Below are 16,965 nucleotides of genomic sequence, written 5' to 3' on the forward strand. Positions count from 1 at the left end.
ACCCGGTCCGCGTCGCAAAAACTTCATGGCCGGATGCAATTATTCAAGGAGGGATGGCGCAGATGCATCAGATTCGCAAGCGCGGAGGTCATCCAATCCGCAAATATGGAGTGCTGCCCGTGAATGCGCGACGGTCGTCAGTGCGCATCATGGGGGCCTTTGGGCGGATGGCCTACGAGCGCGACGCGCTTCATGACTCGGCGGCTGTTGTAATCCGCGATCGCGCAATGCTGTGTCGTGCGATTGTCCCAAAAGGCGATGTCGCCAACATTCCAGGAGAAGCGGACCTGAAATTCCGGCCGCTTCACATGATTGAGCAGGAAGTCGAGCAGCATGCGGCTTTCCTCCTGCGACACGCCCATGATCTGCGTCGTCCAGTTGGCGTTGATGTTGAGCGCCTTGCGTCCGCTGACCGGGTGCACTTCCACCAGCGGGTGGATGGCGGTGGAAAAGCTGTGCACCTTGTCCCCCAGCATGTCGCGCATTGACTGGCTGCGGGCGGCGAGCGGCTGGATGGAATGAAGGGCGCTGAGGCCGTCGATCAGGTCCCTGATCGGCTGGGACAGCGCTTCATAGGCGGCGACCGAACTGATCCAGCAGGTATCGCCGCCGACGTCGGGCTTCACCATGCATTGGAGCAGCGACCCCATCGGCGGCGCTTCGAGATAGGTGCGGTCGCGGTGGAGATATTCAGCGCCCGCGCCTTTTGCTGAATTGCTTTCCATCCACAGCACTTCGCGCCGGGCGGCAGGATCGGGCTGAATTTCCGAGAGGTCGAGCGTGCCGAAATGACGCCCGGCGCGCATATGTTCTTCCTCCGACAAAGGCTTTTGATTGCGGAAGAAGACGACATAATTGTCATAGAGCGCTTCGTTGATCGCGGCGACGGTTTCGGGCGAAAGATCGGTGGAAAGGTCGACGCCCCTTATTTCGGCGCCGATCGCGCCGGTCAGTTTGATGACTTCGATCATGACGATTTCCTTCCGATGATTCAGGCAGCGGCCAGCGGGGCGCCCGGCGCCACGACATGGCCCGGCAGGGCGCCGGTCAGCTGTCCATTGATGACGATCGGCTGGCCGTTGACGATGGTCGCCTTGACCCCGGTGCCCAGCGCCTTCCAACGGCCGATGCCGCCCGGCAGGTCGTGCACGAATTCCTTGCGCCACGGGCCGATGGTTTCGGGGTCGAAGATCATGATGTCGGCCCAGCCGCCGACGCGGAGCGTGCCGCGATCGGCGAAACCGAGCATCGCGGCCGGGACCTGCGTGATCTGGCGGATGCCTTCCTCCAGCGTCCAGCGTTTGCGCTGGAGAACCCAGGAGCGCAGGAAATAGGAGCTCCAGTCCGCGCCATCATCCTTGTGCAGATGTGCGCCGCCGTCCGACACGCCGACGATCATGTTGGGATGCCCCTGTGCCACATCGACTGCTGCGGCCCATTCGGGGCTTTCGGTGCGCCAGCGGAAGGTGGTGCGCAGATCCTCATCCAGCGCCAGGTCGAGCATCGCGTCCATCGGCGCGACGCCCCAATCCTGCGCCAGTGCGGCGATCGACTTGCCTTCGAGGGAGCGGTTCCGTTCCTCGGCGACTTGCACCACATAGACGTCGGGCCATTGCGGCGGGGGGAGTGTGGTGCCCTTTGACGGGTCACGGTTGCACTCTTCGACGGAGTTGCGAACCCGGTCGCGCCATATTGTGTCGCGCAGTGCGGCGCGCCTTTCCGCGTCGGGCAGGTTCAACAGGTCGTTGAAGGCGAAGCAGGCCTTATAGTGGACATTGTTGGGGCCGATTTCGACGGTGCGGTCGAACGGGCGGCTCATCAGCAGCGAATAGACAGGCGTGCCGCGCGCAGTCGCATCATCGAGGAAGCGGGAGGCCGTGTCCCAACTGGCGGTCGGCACATCGACCTTGCTCGCCCCGCCGATGCCCTGAATGATCACGGGGAGGCCCGATGCCTCGCCGATCTGGAGCAGGAGGTCATAATCCTCCTGCGTCATGCCGCCGATGGCGCTGGCCGGGAGATAGCAGATGGTGCCCGGCCGCGTCCGTCCGGCGGCGGCGCTGAGCGCCAGAAGTTCGTCCCGGCTGGCGCGGCGGGAGGGTACTGGGCGTCCCTTGATATCGAGATGCGTGGGGGCGGCCGAAGAGGAGAGGCCAGCGGCGCCCGCCTTGACCGCTTCATCCACGATCGCCTGCATGGCGGCGATCTCTTCGGCCGTTGCGTCGCGGTCGTAGGCGCCTTCGCCCATGACCCAGCGGCGGATGTTTGAATGGCCGACATAGCAGGCGAAATTGACGCCTAGCCTGCCTTTCAAGGACGCCAGATACTCGGGGAAGGTTTCGAAATTGTCCCACGGTACGCCGGACAGGGCGATGGGGTTCATATCCTCTACGCTGGCGAAGATGTCAGTCAGGAATTCCCGGTCATCCTTGCGCACGGGCGCCGCCGAGAAGCCGCAATTGCCCGCCAGTACGGTGGTGACGCCATGGAAGCAGGACATGGTGGCGTAGGGCTCGAAGGTGATCTGCGGATCATAATGGGTGTGCGGATCTACTATGCCAGGTGCGACGATCATGCCGCTGGCGTCGATTTCCTGCTCCGCCGTTGCTTCGGCGAGGAGCCCCAGGGCGGTGATATGGCCGTCCTTGACGCCGACATCGATCCGGCGGCGGGGCAGGCCGGTGCCGTCGATCACCAAGCCGCCGCGAATGATCAAATCGAATGTCTGCGATGTCATGCGCCGGGTCGCTCTCGTTGGTTCTGCTGTACGGCGAAGATCTATTCCCAATATGGAATAGGGTTCACCCATAGGCGCAGCTTTGCCGCCTATCCGGAAAAGGCGTGCGGCAGCTCATCTGCCGAAGGTGAAGCCGTTGATGTGCAGAGGGGCTGAAAGCGGAGAAGCGGGCCTGGCCGGATTGGTGTCGGCAGGCCCGCATTTTTACCTCACCATTCCATTTCGGGCGTGACGAGCAGTTCCTTCACCGCGTCGGGAGCATAGGTCCAGGGTTCGTCGAAGCCGACGGAGACCGAGCTGTAGCCAAGGATCTGGCGCAGGGTTTTGGACGATCCTTTCATCACTTCGGGGTCGATCGTCATCGGGAAGTTGATCATGGGTTTCCACCAGGGCGGGCAGTAGCCGATGATCACGCCAGCGCGTTCAAGGTCCGTTGACGTGTTCGCGCCCGTGCCGTGCAGCAGCAGGTCGGTATAGATAAGCACCGATCCGGCGGGCGCTTCGGCGGGCACGGATTCATATTGGACGGCCCAGGATTGCGGCTCCGTGTCGCGATGGCTGCCGGGAACCATGCGGGTCGCGCCATTGGCTTCGACGAAATCATCGAGGCACCAGATGAAGCGGGTCTGCGCGGCGCCCGCCGACAGCGGCATCGCGCCGCTGCGGTCGCGGTGGATGCCCTGTTGCGCGCTGCCGGGGCGGGTGACGTTCGCGCCATAGCTGTGCACCAGATAGGATTCGTCCAGCGTCTGCGGCCCGAGCAGTTCGCGGGTGAGCTGAAGCGGCAGTTCATGTTCCAGGATGTCGTGGAAGAAGCGTTCCCGGTTCATCAGATGGCATCCCGACATGCGGCGATTAAGGTCGTCATTATCGGTGTAAAAGCGGCGGACGCGCTCTTCATCGATCGCTTCTTCGCGGGCGATTTCGGCGGCGAGGAAGTCGCGCATTTCGCGCGCCTTGTCCTTGGTCACGACCTCGGCCGCGATGGCGTAGCCCGCGCGGTCAAGATCGGCGCGGATCTGGTCCATGTCCTTGGTCGGTTGCGGCAGGGGGCCGTCAAATTCCAGAGGCTTTACGGGGCGCGTGTCCATTGCGCCCATATTGTGCGTGACCTGCCTCTTCGCGTTTCCGGTAGCCATGGCTTATCCTCTCTCCGATATTCGTCCGGTGTTCCGGTTCACCTGTATTTTATATCCGCTGCGTTGCGCAATCAATTCGTACAGTTGTTGTACTTTCTTGCTTGAGCGCGCGCATCGCCATGGTCCAGTGCCAGGCTGCCCACAGGAAGAAGGCGGTGAGGCAGATCATCGCGTCCCGCAGGCCGAGCGCCGCGTCGCCGCCGCGCAGATAGGCGAAGGCGTCGCTCAGCACGCCTGCCACAAGAGGCCCCATCGATACGCCGATCAGGTTCGCCGCAACGATGTTCATGGCGCTTGCCCGCGCGCGCATCGATACGGGCGCGAGGCTTTGGGTGAGGGCGATCGAGGGTGCGGTCCAGAAGGAGCCGACGATGTAGCTGGGGATGAGGACGAGGAGAACCGCCTGCCCGTTCGCCATGCTGAGCGCCAGTATGTCCAGCGGGATGCAGAGGAGCATGCCCGCGATCGGCAACCAGAGGGCCATATGGAGGCCCGACTTGGCAAGCCGCGTTCCTTGCCAGCCACCTGCCCAGGTGCCGATAGCTCCACATATGCCGGTCAGCAGGCCAAGGCTGACGCCGACATGCGCCAGGCTCATGCCATGGTTGCGGATGAGGAAGGAAGGCAGCCAGGTCGAAATGCCGGTTTGGGCGAAGGCCATGATCGCCGTCCCCGCGACGATGTGCAGGAAGGCGCGCCGCTGCGTCAGGACACGCAGGCTTTGAAGGAAGCTCGAAGACTGGGCGGCTTGCGCCGGTTGATCGGAGGGGTCTTCCGTGCCGCCACGGATCGGCTCGCGGGCGATTAGGGGGAAGAGGATCGCGATCAGGATGCCGGGGGCGCCCGCCAGCAGAAGGGCCGTACGCCAGTCGGTCGCCTGCGCGACGATGCCGCCTATGGAAAGGCCCGCCATGATGCCGACGGGCACGCCTATGGCGAAGATGCCTGCCGCAGCGGGTCGCTCGCGCGGCGGGTAGAGGTCGGAGATCAGGGAGTGGGCGGCGGGGGCGAAGCCTGCCTCCGCAAGTCCGACGCCCATGCGCGCTGTGAAGAAGGCCCCGAAGCTGCGGGTGAGGCCGCACAGGGCCGTCATGATGCTCCAGCTGGCGGTGAAGAGCGCGATCAGCCGCACGCGGTTGACGCCGCGATCGATCAGCTGGGCGATGGGAATGCCCATCAAGGTGTAGAAAATCCCGAAGGCGCCGCCGGTCAGCAGGCCGAGTTCCCAGTCGGCCAGCTGGAAGTCGGCCTTGATCGGTTCCTGAAGGATGACGACGATCTGGCGGTCGAGATAGTTGAGGCTGTAGATGAAGGCGAGCATCAGCAGCATTGCTGTGCGGCGTTGTGCCTTGATCGGCGCGGATGCTGCGAGCGCATCGGGGTCGGCCGTTGGGAGCGCGTCCGACAAGGTCAGCGGTGCCGGGTTCGTCATCAGCTTGTCTCCCAAGGAGCCGCCGTCCTTGAAAACGGCTTAGGTCATGGGAGCCAAGATCATCGGATCGCGGTCAGGATCAATGCAGGCGCGCAACTTTCCGCGCATATGGAAGCCCGCAGGTCAGGCGCGCGGCAGGCCGAGATGATGCTGGGCGATGATGGTGCGATGCACTTCGCTGGTGCCGCCATAGATGGTCTGGCCGATGGACTGGCGGTAGGATCCCTCGATCTTCGCCAAGGCGGGCGTTTGGTGGGTGAGCGTGCCGGGCGCGGCGAGGGCGGCGAGATCGGCGGCATCTGCCATGTAGATTTCGGTGGTGAACATCTTGGCCATCGGGCCGATGGCGCGGGTCATACGGCCCGCTTCGATTGCCCAGGTGACGCGGCGGCACATAAGGTCGGCGATTTCCAGATGGGCGCGCACGCGGGCAAGGCGGGCGCGGACGGCTGGCTTGTCGATCGGGCGCTTGCCCGACGCGTCGCTGCTGCTGGCCCAGTCGAGCGCGGCGCGCATCAGGCTGTGATGATAGATATGATAGCCTTCGCCGCCATGTTCGATTTCCATGGCGGCGGCCATGACCTTGAGGCCGCCATTGACTTCGCCCAGGCGATAGCGGTCGGGCACGCGCACATCGTCGTAGAAGGTGATGTTGGTGCGTTCATCCGGCAGCGTGTCGACCGGCTGGATCGTGACGCCCGGCAGGTTCATGGGGAAGAAGAAGAGGGTGATGCCCTTATGCTTCGGCGCGTCGGGATCGGTGCGGGCGAGCATCAGGATATAATCGGAGATATGGGCGCCGGTCGTGAACATCTTCTGTCCGGTGATGATCCAGTCATCGCCATCGCGCACGGCGCGGGTGCGAGCGGCGTACATGTCCGATCCTGATGCTGGCTCGGTAAAGCCGAGGCAGGCGAGCGCCGATCCATCGGCGAGGCGCGGGAGGACTTCGGCCTTTAGTTCGGGCGAGCCGAACTTCATCGTCATGCGCGCGCCCATGTTGGTGCAGCCAATGGGGATGCGGGAGAGGCCGAATTCCTCGAACACGCGGCCGAGCGCGGTGACTTCCATGGGGCTGCGGTCTTGCCCGCCCCACTCGCGCGGCCAGTCGGGATAGGCGAGGCCAGCGGCGGCAAGCTGGCGGTGGAGGTCTGGAAGGTGGCCGTCGGTGGATGTGGCGGCGGCGGCGCGCAGTTCGGGGGTGACTGCGGTTTCGAGGAAGGCGCGTACTTGCGTCGCGAAGGCTTCTTCGGCCGGGGTGAAGCCCATTTCGATGCCGGGATTGCCTGCATCGGGTAGCGAGGTTGTTGCGCCCGCCCAGAGCCGATCGCCTGCATCGACCAGCCGGTCTTCGGGGTCGCCTTCCGCCAAGGCTACGCGATCGATCGCGAGGAAAAAGAGGTGGATGTCATATTCGTCGGAGAGGCCGTAGCCGCCGAAGGTGCGCAGCGCCCGGCGCACGGCGGCGCGGGCGGTGGTGGCGGTCCACCAACTGGTGAGGGCGGCGAGCGCGCCTGCTTCGGACCGCTGCTGCGCTACGCCCCAGATGGTGCGCCAGAGCAGCAGGCGGCCGCCCTCCATGTCGGTGATGGAGTCGGCGAGGGGGAAGGCCACGCCCTGAAATGCGCCGATCGGCTGGTCGAACTGCTTGCGGTCGGTGGCGTAGGCGGAGGCCATTTCAATGGCGCGGGTGCCTGCGCCGACGAGCCATGCTGAGCGCAGCAGGGTTCGTTCGGTGAGGGCGGCTTCGAAGGACTGCCTTGCTGCGTTGCCGCTGGCGATGGCGCGCGTTTCGCCGGTCGGCAGTAGGGCGTAGATGGCGTCGGATTCCCAGCTTAGCTGGATGCAGCCGTCCTGCGCGTCGAGGCTGATGGGGTTGGACGTTGCTTGTTCGAGCAGTGCGGCGGCGGCTTCGCCTTCAAGCTGGCCCAGAAGTGCGCAGGCGGCGATGCCGTCCGCGATCGGGAGAGGCGCTGCGCCCCGGCCTGCCGCCTCGCAGATTAGCGCTGCTTCCATGAGGCCCATGCTGAGGCCGCCGCGATCTTCTGGCGCGCGCATGGTGATGAAGCCCATCTGCGCAGCCTCGCTCCAGAGGCTGGCGTCGACTGCGCCCTTCGATGCGCGCGCGGCCTGAACCACCTCTTCCCGATCGAAGAAGCGCAGGGCCGCTTCCTGCATCATCGCCTGCTGTTCGCTGAGTTCGAGATTCATGCCAATTCCATCTTGTTCGCGCCTTCCTGCTTGGCCATCCTGAAGCGTAGGATGTCAATTTGGCGGCAGCGCGCTTCCGGGAGTGCGGAAGGGCGCTGGTAGCGGATGCTCGCAGCGCCGATCGCGCGCAACCAGCGGTCCAGGAGTAAGGCAGATGGTACAATATATCCGTTACGCGGTCGAGGAACGGGTGGCGACGATCACGCTGGATCGCGCCGACCGGGCGAACGCGCAGAATGAACCCTTTTTGCAGCAGTTGAACGAGGCGTGGGAAAAGGCTGCGGCGGATGAGTCCGTGCGCGTCATCCTGCTGCGCGCGGAGGGTAAGCATTTTTCCGCCGGGCATGATGTGAGCGCGGAAGCCATTCGTGACGGGTCGTTTAACCGCATTCGTGAGACGATCCCGGAGCGTGGGCTGCTGGGCATCCATGAATGGGAGGCGAAGCATTATCTCGGCTATTCCAAGCGCTGGCGCGATATTCCCAAGCCCTCGATCGCGGCGGTTCAGGGAGCGTGCATCGCGGGCGGGCTGTTGCTGGCATGGCCGTGCGACCTGATCATCGCGGCCGATGATGCGCGCTTTTCTGATCCGGTGGTGCTGATGGGCATTGGCGGGGTCGAATATCATGGCCACACATGGGAATTGGGGCCGCGCAAGGCCAAGGAGATGCTGTTCACCGCCAAGCCGATCGACGCACATGAGGCGGAGCGGCGGGGCATGGTGAACCGGGTTGTGCCGCGCGCGGAGCTGGATGCCGAGGCGCTGGCGCTCGCTCGTGAGATTGCGCAGATGCACCCGCATGCGCTGGCCATGGCAAAGCGCGCGGTGAACCAGACGCTGGACATCATGGGGCAGAGCACGGCGCTGCAAAGCTGTTTCGATATTCACCAGCTGGGCCATGCGTCGGCCTATGGCCAGACTGGCGAGTTCATCGTCGCTGGCATGGACAAGGTGAAGTCGCACTCATGAGCATCCTGACGCAGGTGGATGGGGGCGTCGCCACGCTGACGCTGAACCGGCCCGATCGGTTGAACGCGCTGACGGAGGCGATGCTGGATGAGATCGCGCTGACGCTGCGTGGGTGGTCTGTTGATCCCGCGGTGCGCTGCGTCGTGCTGGCGGGCGCGGGGCGTGGCTTTTGTGCGGGCTATGATCTGTCGGGGGATGACAAGGCGGCGCGGGCCGAGCCGATGCGGGCCGATGAGGCGGCTGCGCGGATGAGCATTCATGGCGACATTCCGCTGCTGCTGCATCGCATGCCCAAGCCTACCATCGCTTGTTTGCGGGGGCCGGTGGCTGGGAGCGGCTTGGTCATAGCGGCGGCGTGCGACTTGCGGATTGCGTCGCGGACGGTGAAGTTCAAGCTCGCTTTCGCCAGCGCTGGGCGGTGCGGCGATCCGGGGGAGCTATCTGCTTACCCGGCTGCTGGGCGCGGCGCGGGCGCGGGAGATGTTCCTGCTGGATGAGCCGATGCTGGGGGATGAAGCGCTGGCGAGCAGGCTGGTCAATCGGCTGGTCGAGGATGAGGCGTTAGAGAGTGAGTGCGGGGCTTTGGCGGCGAAGCTGGCGGGCGGGCCGACGGCGGCCTTTGCGGCGATGAAGCGCAACCTGAATGCGGCGGGGGTCATCGCGCTGGAGGAAAGCATGGCGCAGGAGGCGGCTGCCAATGCGCAGATCAGCTTGTTTTCGCATGATGCGAGTGAGGCGGCGCGGGCCTTCATGGAGCGGCGCGAGTCCAATTTTCTCGGTTACTGACGAGCCGCAATTGGCACCTGTTCCGGCATGGCGGAATTGGGGCGGGTTCGGCTTACCTCGCGTCAAAGATTCGATATTGCAAAAAACAAGATGGGCGCGCTCGCATGCGCTCGACAGCAGATGGGATGGGATGAATGGCCACGGCGGCACAGGCGATCGACACTGACAGCATTCGGCGCGCGGTTGAGCTGGCGGATTTGAACGCGCTGCGGATCGCGCTCTACCAGAATAGCGGGGATGAGGAGATTGCCGCCCTGCCTGCCGCCGCGCAGATGAGCGAAGGGCAGAAATCGCTGCTGAAGGAGCGCGCGGTCGGGTGGCTGGCGGACAATGCCGGTGCGGTGGATTTGCCGGAGCCGCCCGAAGAGGAACTGCGCCGATTGATGACGATGTTGTCGGGCGAGATGACCGATGTCGAGTTTGAGGCGCGGCGTGACCTTCCGGCTTTCCGTGCTGTTCCTTGCGCCGTCGAATGGCAGGGCGAGAAGCCGGAGATTCCGGAGGGTTTCCGCATCGTCATCATCGGCAGCGGCCCGGCCGGGATCGCCGCGGGCGTGCAGTGTGAGTTGCTGGGTCTGCCCTATCTGTTGCTGGATCGTCAGCCTGAGGCGGGGGGCACGTGGACAATCAACCGCTATCCCGATGTGCGGGTCGATACGCCGTCCATCACCTACGAATATAGTTTCGAGAAGCTCTATCCGTGGGGCGAGCATTTCAACCGGGGTGAGGATGTTCGCGCATATCTGCAACATGTCTCGCGCAAATATGGGGTGATGGCGAACAGCCGCTTTGGCCATGATGTGAAGGGTGCAGTGTTTGACGAACGCCGCAACGTCTGGCGGCTGGATGTCGAAACGCCGGGCGGGCGTCAGGAGATTGTCGCCAATGTGCTGATCACCGCATGCGGCACCTTCGCCAATGCGCAGCTGCCCGACATTGAGGGCGCGCATGATTTCGGCGGGCAGATCATCCATCCGTCCGCATGGCCCGAGGGACTGGACCTGACGGGCAAGCGGGTCGCCATCATCGGCAATGGATCGACCGGGGTGCAATTGCTGAGCGCTGTCGCGCAAAAGGCGGGGCATGTCAGCGTCGTGCAGCGCACCCCGCAATGGATCAGCCCGCGCGAGAAATATGGCGCGCCGATCGAGCCGGAACTGGCCTGGCTCAACGAGAATATGCCCGGTTATTGGAATTGGTCGCGCTATACCGCGACGATGCCGTTGTTCGACATCGACCGGTTGCAGCGTGTCGATCGCGAATGGCAGGCGCAGGGGGGGAAGGTCAGCAAGGCGAATGACGAGATGCGCGCCTTCCTGACTAACTATATCCGGCAGGAGACGGGCGGCCGCGAGGACCTGATCGAAAAGCTGATCCCTGACTATGCGCCCATGTCCCGGCGTCCGGTGGTCGACAATGGATGGTATCGCGCACTGACCCGCGACAATGTGGAGTTGCTGACCGGATCGGTGGAGCGGTTCACGAAGACGGGCTTTGTGATGGCGGATGGGACGGAGCGGGACTTTGACGTGGTCATCGCCGCGACCGGCTTTGATGTGCTCAAATATCTCTGGCCCGCGCGGTACAAGGGGCTGGAGGGCAAGGACCTGCACGAGACATGGGACGCGGGCGACGGGCCGCGCGCTTATCTGTCGATGATGGTGCCGCAATTCCCGAACCTGTTCATGCTGTACGGCCCTAATTCGCAGCCGCTGACGGGGGGCACGGGGCTGCCGCAATGGTGGCTGATCTGGGCGAGCTATGCCGCGCAGTGCGTCATGCGCATGTTGAAGGAAGACAAGCGGCGCGTCGATGTGAAGGCTGAGGCTTTTGAGCGCTATAATTGTGAACTGGATGCCGAGGCGCAGGGCTGGCTTCAGATGACGCCCGAGGGGGGCATCGAGAAGAATTATTATGTGAACCGCGAGCATCGCAGGCTTCAGGTCAACGCGCCGTGGCTTAGCCCCGATTATCACCGCATGTGCACGGTGGTGAATTGGGACGATCTGGAACTGAGCTGAGGAAGCTGCCATGCCTCGTCCGGCCCTGGCCGCGTCGCGCGCCATCGATATTTTGAACTTCATGGCGGCGGCGCCGTTGCGCGGTTATTCGCTGACGGAGTTGGTGCGGCAGCTAGACCTCAATCCCGCATCCTGCCACGCCTTGTTGGGCGCGATGACGCGGGACGGATATCTCGTCAGGGCGCAACGGGGGCGGGTTTATAGGCTTGGCCCGGCGTTGATCGCGATTGGGCATGCCGCTCTGCAATGCCATCCGGTGGTGGCGGCTGCGCGGAACCAGATCGCGCTGCTGTCCGCCGAACTGGACCTGGACAGCCTGCTGACCGCGCGGCTGGATGACCAGCTGATCGCGCTTGCATCGGAGGGGCCGGGACGTATGCCGGGTCTCGCGGTCGGTCAGCGGGTTCCGCTGATCCCGCCGCTTGGCACGCCCTTCCTTGCCTGGGCGAACGAGCGGGAGGTGGATAGCTGGCTCGCTAAAGCGGCGGGGGCGATCGATGCTGACCGGTTGCGGCAGTCGCTCGCGATGGTGCGGCAGCGCGGCTATGCCGTCACGCAACGCAGTCCGGAACAGGCGGCGGCCGGGCTGGCCGTGCTTGGCATGGCGGAAGAGCCGCTGGCCGGAGACTGGCAGAAGCGGGTTGCCGAACGGATTGGGCAGATGGGCGAGGATTATCTGATGATCGAGGCGCAGCCCGACCGGCTGCATCCGGTGATGATGATCTCCGCCCCCGTATTTGGCGCGGATGGCGCGGTGTTGTGTACCTTGTCCTTGTTCGGTTTTGACCGGCCGCTGCCGCTGAGTCGCATCGCTGCTCTGGGCGAAGCCGTTGCGCGACATTGCCGGGCGGCGAGCGCGATGCCCGGCGAACCAGACAAGCAGATAAATGAAGTTGGGAGAGGCTGAACATGCGGGCGCTGATCTATGAAGGGCCGGGCAAGGTTCGTTTTGTCGAGGATGTCGAAGTGCGGGAGCCGGGCGCAGGCGAGGTGCTGGTGCGCATCGTGGCGAGCGGCATTTGCCATTCCGACATTTCGGTTATCAACGGCACGATCGACTGGCCTGCGCCTGCGGTGCTGGGCCATGAAGGGGCGGGCATCGTTGAGAAGCTGGGGCCGGACGTCACTGAACTGGCGGTGGGTGACCATGTGGCGCTGCATACGCTGGCCAATTGCGGGCGCTGTGGCCCGTGCGAGAGTGGCAGGCCGACCCATTGCCGCCAGTCCTATGGCAATCGCGCCCAGCCGTTCAGCCGCAATGGAGAGCCGGTGTCGAGCTTTGCAGCGACATCGACCTTTGTCGAGAAGACGGTGGTGAAGGCCAACCAGGCGGTCAGGATCGATCCGACGGTGCCGCTCGACATTGCCTGCGTCGTGGGTTGCGGCGTGCTGACCGGGGTGGGATCGGTCGTCAACCGGGCGCGGGTGAAGCCGGGCGAGACGGCGGCGGTTTTTGGCATCGGTGGTATCGGGCTTAATGTGTTGCAGGGCTTGCGGCTTTCGGGAGCGAGCCGGATCATCGCGATCGACTTGTTGGCAACGCGCGAGGAGAAGGCGCGGGAGTTTGGCGCGACCGATTTCATCGACGCTTCCAAGGGCGATGTGCCGCGGCGGATCAAGGACATCGTATCGGGCGGCAATCCCGATCACGGCAGCGGCGTCGATTGGGCGTTCGAATGCGTCGGTAGTACGCGGGTGCTGAACGATGCGATGGCGAGCCTTGGTTGGGGCGGCAATTGCGTGATCGTCGGGACGACCGCGATGGGGACGATGGCGGAGGTATCATTGACGCCGCTGTCCTTTGTGGATCGCGGGGTGATGGGTGCGCGCTATGGTGCTTCGCGGCCGCATCAGGATATCCCATCCTATATTGCGCAATATCGGCAGGGTAAGCTGCTGCTGGATGAGCTGGTGACGCAGCGTTATGATCTTGCCGACTTCGAACGGGCCTTTCACGATCTGGAGGAAGGGAAGCTGGCGCGCGGGGTGTTTGTGCTGTGACGCAAGCCGACGCCTGGGAGTTGCCGCCGTTGCGGGCGGGCTATCCTGCCGATGAGGCGCTGGTCGAGCGGCGGGTTCGGGCGGCTGGTCCTGCCGATGCTGCGGAGCAGGCGGGCGAGACGCTTATTGGCGGCGTGCGTTGTTTGGTCATCGAGCCGCGTGGGCGTGATGCGCGGGGGGAGATGATCTACCTGCATGGCGGGGGATATCGGCTGGGGTCGCCGCTTGCCTATGTGGATTATGCGCAAAGGATCGCGGATGCGGCGGGGCGGCGGGTCATCCTGCCCTTTTATCCGCTTGCGCCTGAGCATCCTTTTCCGGCGGCTTTGCATGCTGTTGTGGCGGTTTATCGGGGGTTGGAGGACAGGCAGTCGGTAGTGGTCGCGGGCGACTCTGCCGGGGGCGGGCTGGCGGCGGCGCTGTGCATTATGGCGGCGCGTGCTGGTGAGCGGCCTGCGGGTGCTGTTCTGGTGTCGCCGATGCTGGATTTGACGGCGCGGGGCGAGAGCCTTGATCGCAATGCGGCGCGTGATCCAATGTTTTCCAAGGCGGCCGTGTTGGATAGCGCGGGGCTGTATTTGCAGGGGCATGATCCGCGCGATCCGCTGGTTTCGGCGCTGGAGGCTGACCCCGCTGACTTTCCGCCGACATTGGTGCTGACCGGCGGCGCGGAGGCGTTGCTGGATGAGGCGGTTGCCTTTGCCAAGCGGCTGGCGCTGGCGGATCGGCGGGTCACGCTGCATGTTGCGCCGGGCATGGGCCATGTCTGGCCTTTGCTGGCGCCTGAAACCAGCGAAGCGCGGGATGCGGTCGCGGCGATTGCTGCTTTTGTAAAAGCGCTGAAATCTACTGGCTCCGAGGATTCCGCGTAGCCGGAAAGCCGTCCCGCTTAATTGCCAGACGCGGGCGGGTGCAGGACAACAAGTACCAACTTATCATAGCTGACCGAAAGACATTGCGATGACGACGCCCAGCCTTCCGTTCCCCGTTTATGACGCGGACAATCATTTCTACGAGCCGGAGGATGCGCTGTTCCGGCATCTGCCGAAGAAATGGCACAAGGATTTCCGCTTCGTCGAAGTGGATGGCCGCAAGCGGTTGGCGATCAAGGGGCAGATTTCCGACTATATCCCCAATCCGACCTTCGAGCGGGTGGCGGCGCCCGGGACGCACGTCAAATATTATAAGGCCGACAATCCCGAAGGGCTGACGATGCGGCAGATGACGGGCAAGCCGATCGCTCCGCCGGAATCCTGGCGGACGGGCAAGGAGCGGCTGGCGGTGCTGGACGGGCATAATGTCCATGCGGCGCTCATGTTTCCGACGCTCTTTTCGGTGATCGAAAAGTGGATGAGCTATGATCATGAGTTTCTGCATGATGCACTCCACGCGCTCAACCAGTGGACGAGCGAGGAGTGGGGCTTTGCGCGGGAGAACCGGCTGTTCGGCGTGCCAGTGGTGTCGCTTGCCGACATGGATCGGGCGCTGGCCGAGACGGACTGGCTGATCAAGCAGGGCGCGCGGACCATCTGCATCCGGCCTTCACCAGTGCCGGGTTATCGCGGTGGGCGGTCGATGGGGCTGAAGGATTTCGACCCGTTCTGGGCGCGGATCGAGGAGGCGAAGATATTCGTGTCGATCCATGCGTCCAATTCTGACTATGATCATCTGATCGAGATGTGGACAGGCGGCGCCGAGTGGCTGCCGTTTGAATCCGATCCGTTCGTCAACTGCCTGCGGATTATCGAGCGGGCGATTTCCGATACGATCGCGGCGATCATTTGTGGTGGCGTTTTCGACCGCTTCCCCGGGGTTCGGGTGGTGAGTGTCGAGAATGGCGCGAAGTGGGTCATTCCGCTGATCGAACAGTTGAAGCATGTTTATGGGCAGATGCCGCAGAAATTCATGAATGATCCCGTTGACCAATTTCATCGGAATATCTTCGTGACGCCCTTTGTCGAGGATGATTTCGGGCAACTGCGAGAACATATGCAGGTGAACCGGATATTGTTCGGGAGCGACTATCCGCATCCGGAAGGGACTGAACACCCACTCGATTTCCTTCATGAATTGACGAGCTATTCGATGGCGGAGAAGGAAATGGTGATGTCGTCGAACCTCAAGGGCCTGTTGGAAGGCGTGCGCAATTAAGGACGACCGCCAATGAGCCAGGATGTTATCGAGCAGCTTCGCGCCAATTTGCGCGACCATCAAGATGATCGCGGCATCGAGTTTGAGGACCGGTGGGTGAGTTGGGGCGAGGTGGCGCGCTATGGCGATGCCGTCGTTGCGCTGCTCGACGCCGCCGGGTGCCCGCCATCGGCGAAGGTCGGCATCATCATCCGCAACCGGCTGGCCCATGCGGCGGCGGTGGTGGGGCTGTTGGCGCACAGGCGGTCGGTGAGTTTCGTCTATCCCTTCCTGCCCGCGACCGCGATTTCGGACAATATCGAGAATTTGGGCGCCGCCGCTATATTGGCGGATGAGCAGGACTGGCCGAACTTTTGGGAGGCTGCGGGACAGGCTGGTTGCGCGGGGATCGCTCTTGGCGGGATCGATGACGCGCCCATGCTGGTCGATGGACTGGAGAAGTGCAGGCGATCCTCGTTCGACGATGCCTTGCCCGATGGGGGGATCGAGGTGCTGTCAAGCGGGACGACGGGGACGCCCAAGCGCATTCCGATGCCGCTGAAGCTGCTGGAGCGGGCGGTGATGAGCGCGCCTGGTGCGGAGTCAGGGAGCGCGCCGCCGGTGCAGATCAATATCTGGCCGCTGGGCGGGGTGGGGGGCGTGTGCTTGCTGACCGGGGCTGCGGTCAATAATACGCCGCTGGTGTTGATGGAGCGCTTCACGGTCGATGGACTGGTGGATGCGCTGCGCCGCCATAGGCCCGATACGCTGGGCCTTAATCCCACCGCGATCGCTATGATCATGGACGCTAATGTGTCGCCAGAGGACATGGCGAGCGTGAAGAGTGTGTCTGGGGGATCGGCCTATCTGGACCCCGATTTGCAGGAGCGCTTCGAGCAGCGCTATAAGCTGCCGATCCTTTGGGGCATGGGCGCGACGGAATTTTGCGGCACCATCGTTCGCTGGACGCCGCGGATGCGGGCGGAGCGCGGGGACAGCAAGCGCGGCAGCACTGGCCTTCCCATGCCGGGCGTGGAGATACGGGCCGTTGATCCGGAAAGCGGCGCGGAAGTTTCGCGCGGGGCGGAAGGATTGCTGGAAGTGCATTGCCCGTCCGTGCGGCCTGATTGGGTGCGGACAACCGATCTGGTGATGATCGATGAGGATGGATATGTCTTTCATCGCGGACGGCATGATGGCGCGATCGTGCGCGGGGGCTTCAAGATATTGCCTGAACGGGTGGTCGCTGTGCTGCGCCAGCATCCGGCTGTTGTCGATGCTTCGGTGGTGGGTATCCCCGACGCGCGGTTGGGCGCGGTGCCGGTGGCGGCGGTCGAACTGAGCCGGAGCGCCGGGGCGGTAGATGAACAGGCGCTGCTGGCGCATGTGCGGGCCGAACTGCCGCCGACGCATGTGCCGGTGGAGATCCGGATCGTGGACGCGCTGCCGCGCACGCCGTCGCTGAAGGTCAGCCTGACCGAAATCAAGAAGATGTTCCTGGCCGACGCCGCATGAGCGGGCGCGCGCAACGAAGAGGA

General features: G+C 63.9%; 12 protein-coding genes and 1 pseudogene. 8 read left to right on the forward strand and 5 right to left on the reverse strand.

The features are described 5' to 3' along the window. Positions 1-137: 137 nt before the first annotated feature. From ACWNC0_RS03850 to ACWNC0_RS03870, 5 genes are all read right to left on the reverse strand, one after another. Positions 138-971, reverse strand: coding sequence for a TauD/TfdA dioxygenase family protein (locus ACWNC0_RS03850; RefSeq protein ID WP_449469728.1), 834 nt, complete (start codon positions 969-971; stop codon positions 138-140). A 20-nt stretch (positions 972-991) separates the two neighbouring features. After that, positions 992-2,737 carry an N-acyl-D-amino-acid deacylase family protein gene (locus ACWNC0_RS03855; protein WP_449469729.1) on the reverse strand — a complete coding sequence of 582 codons (1,746 nt, stop codon included), beginning with the start codon at positions 2,735-2,737 and terminating at the stop codon, positions 992-994. Between the two features lie 209 nt (positions 2,738-2,946). Beyond that, on the reverse strand, positions 2,947-3,876 hold the full coding sequence (locus ACWNC0_RS03860) for a phytanoyl-CoA dioxygenase family protein (RefSeq protein WP_449469731.1): 930 nt from the start codon (positions 3,874-3,876) through the stop codon (positions 2,947-2,949). A gap of 49 nt (positions 3,877-3,925) precedes the next feature. Next, positions 3,926-5,308: a spinster family MFS transporter gene (locus tag ACWNC0_RS03865; protein ID WP_449469733.1), complete on the reverse strand. Its 1,383-nt coding sequence runs from the start codon at positions 5,306-5,308 to the stop codon at positions 3,926-3,928. A 123-nt stretch (positions 5,309-5,431) separates the two neighbouring features. Further along, positions 5,432-7,519 carry an acyl-CoA dehydrogenase family protein gene (locus ACWNC0_RS03870; RefSeq protein ID WP_449469734.1) on the reverse strand — a complete coding sequence of 696 codons (2,088 nt, stop codon included), beginning with the start codon at positions 7,517-7,519 and terminating at the stop codon, positions 5,432-5,434. A gap of 154 nt (positions 7,520-7,673) precedes the next feature. On the opposite strand from ACWNC0_RS03870, the gene ACWNC0_RS03875 reads away from it, so the two are divergent. The 8 genes and pseudogenes from ACWNC0_RS03875 (at position 7,674) to ACWNC0_RS03910 (ending at position 16,942) form a co-directional block, all read left to right on the forward strand. Beyond that, positions 7,674-8,489: an enoyl-CoA hydratase gene (locus ACWNC0_RS03875; RefSeq protein ID WP_449469735.1), complete on the forward strand. Its 816-nt coding sequence runs from the start codon at positions 7,674-7,676 to the stop codon at positions 8,487-8,489. 80 nt (positions 8,490-8,569) lie between these two features. Then, positions 8,570-9,275, forward strand: a pseudogene (locus ACWNC0_RS03880) (enoyl-CoA hydratase-related protein). A 134-nt stretch (positions 9,276-9,409) separates the two neighbouring features. Beyond that, positions 9,410-11,296, forward strand: coding sequence for a flavin-containing monooxygenase (locus ACWNC0_RS03885; protein WP_449469736.1), 1,887 nt, complete (start codon positions 9,410-9,412; stop codon positions 11,294-11,296). A 10-nt stretch (positions 11,297-11,306) separates the two neighbouring features. Further along, positions 11,307-12,203, forward strand: a complete 897-nt coding sequence (locus ACWNC0_RS03890; protein WP_449469738.1) for an IclR family transcriptional regulator — start codon at positions 11,307-11,309, stop codon at positions 12,201-12,203. Positions 12,204-12,205: 2 nt separating this feature from the next. Next, the gene (locus tag ACWNC0_RS03895) at positions 12,206-13,297 is read left to right on the forward strand and encodes a Zn-dependent alcohol dehydrogenase (protein WP_449469740.1); all 1,092 of its coding nucleotides are present in this window, start codon (positions 12,206-12,208) and stop codon (positions 13,295-13,297) included. After that, positions 13,294-14,169 carry an alpha/beta hydrolase gene (locus ACWNC0_RS03900; protein ID WP_449469742.1) on the forward strand — a complete coding sequence of 292 codons (876 nt, stop codon included), beginning with the start codon at positions 13,294-13,296 and terminating at the stop codon, positions 14,167-14,169. Before ACWNC0_RS03895 ends, ACWNC0_RS03900 begins: the two co-directional genes overlap by 4 nt. 88 nt (positions 14,170-14,257) lie before the next feature. Beyond that, complete coding sequence (locus tag ACWNC0_RS03905) at positions 14,258-15,448, forward strand: amidohydrolase family protein (protein WP_449469744.1); 1,191 nt, start codon at positions 14,258-14,260, stop codon at positions 15,446-15,448. A 12-nt stretch (positions 15,449-15,460) separates the two neighbouring features. Continuing rightward, positions 15,461-16,942: a class I adenylate-forming enzyme family protein gene (locus ACWNC0_RS03910; RefSeq protein WP_449469745.1), complete on the forward strand. Its 1,482-nt coding sequence runs from the start codon at positions 15,461-15,463 to the stop codon at positions 16,940-16,942. The last annotated feature ends 23 nt before the right edge of the window (positions 16,943-16,965 follow it).

The sequence above is a fragment of the Sphingobium chungangianum genome, assembly GCF_977014255.1.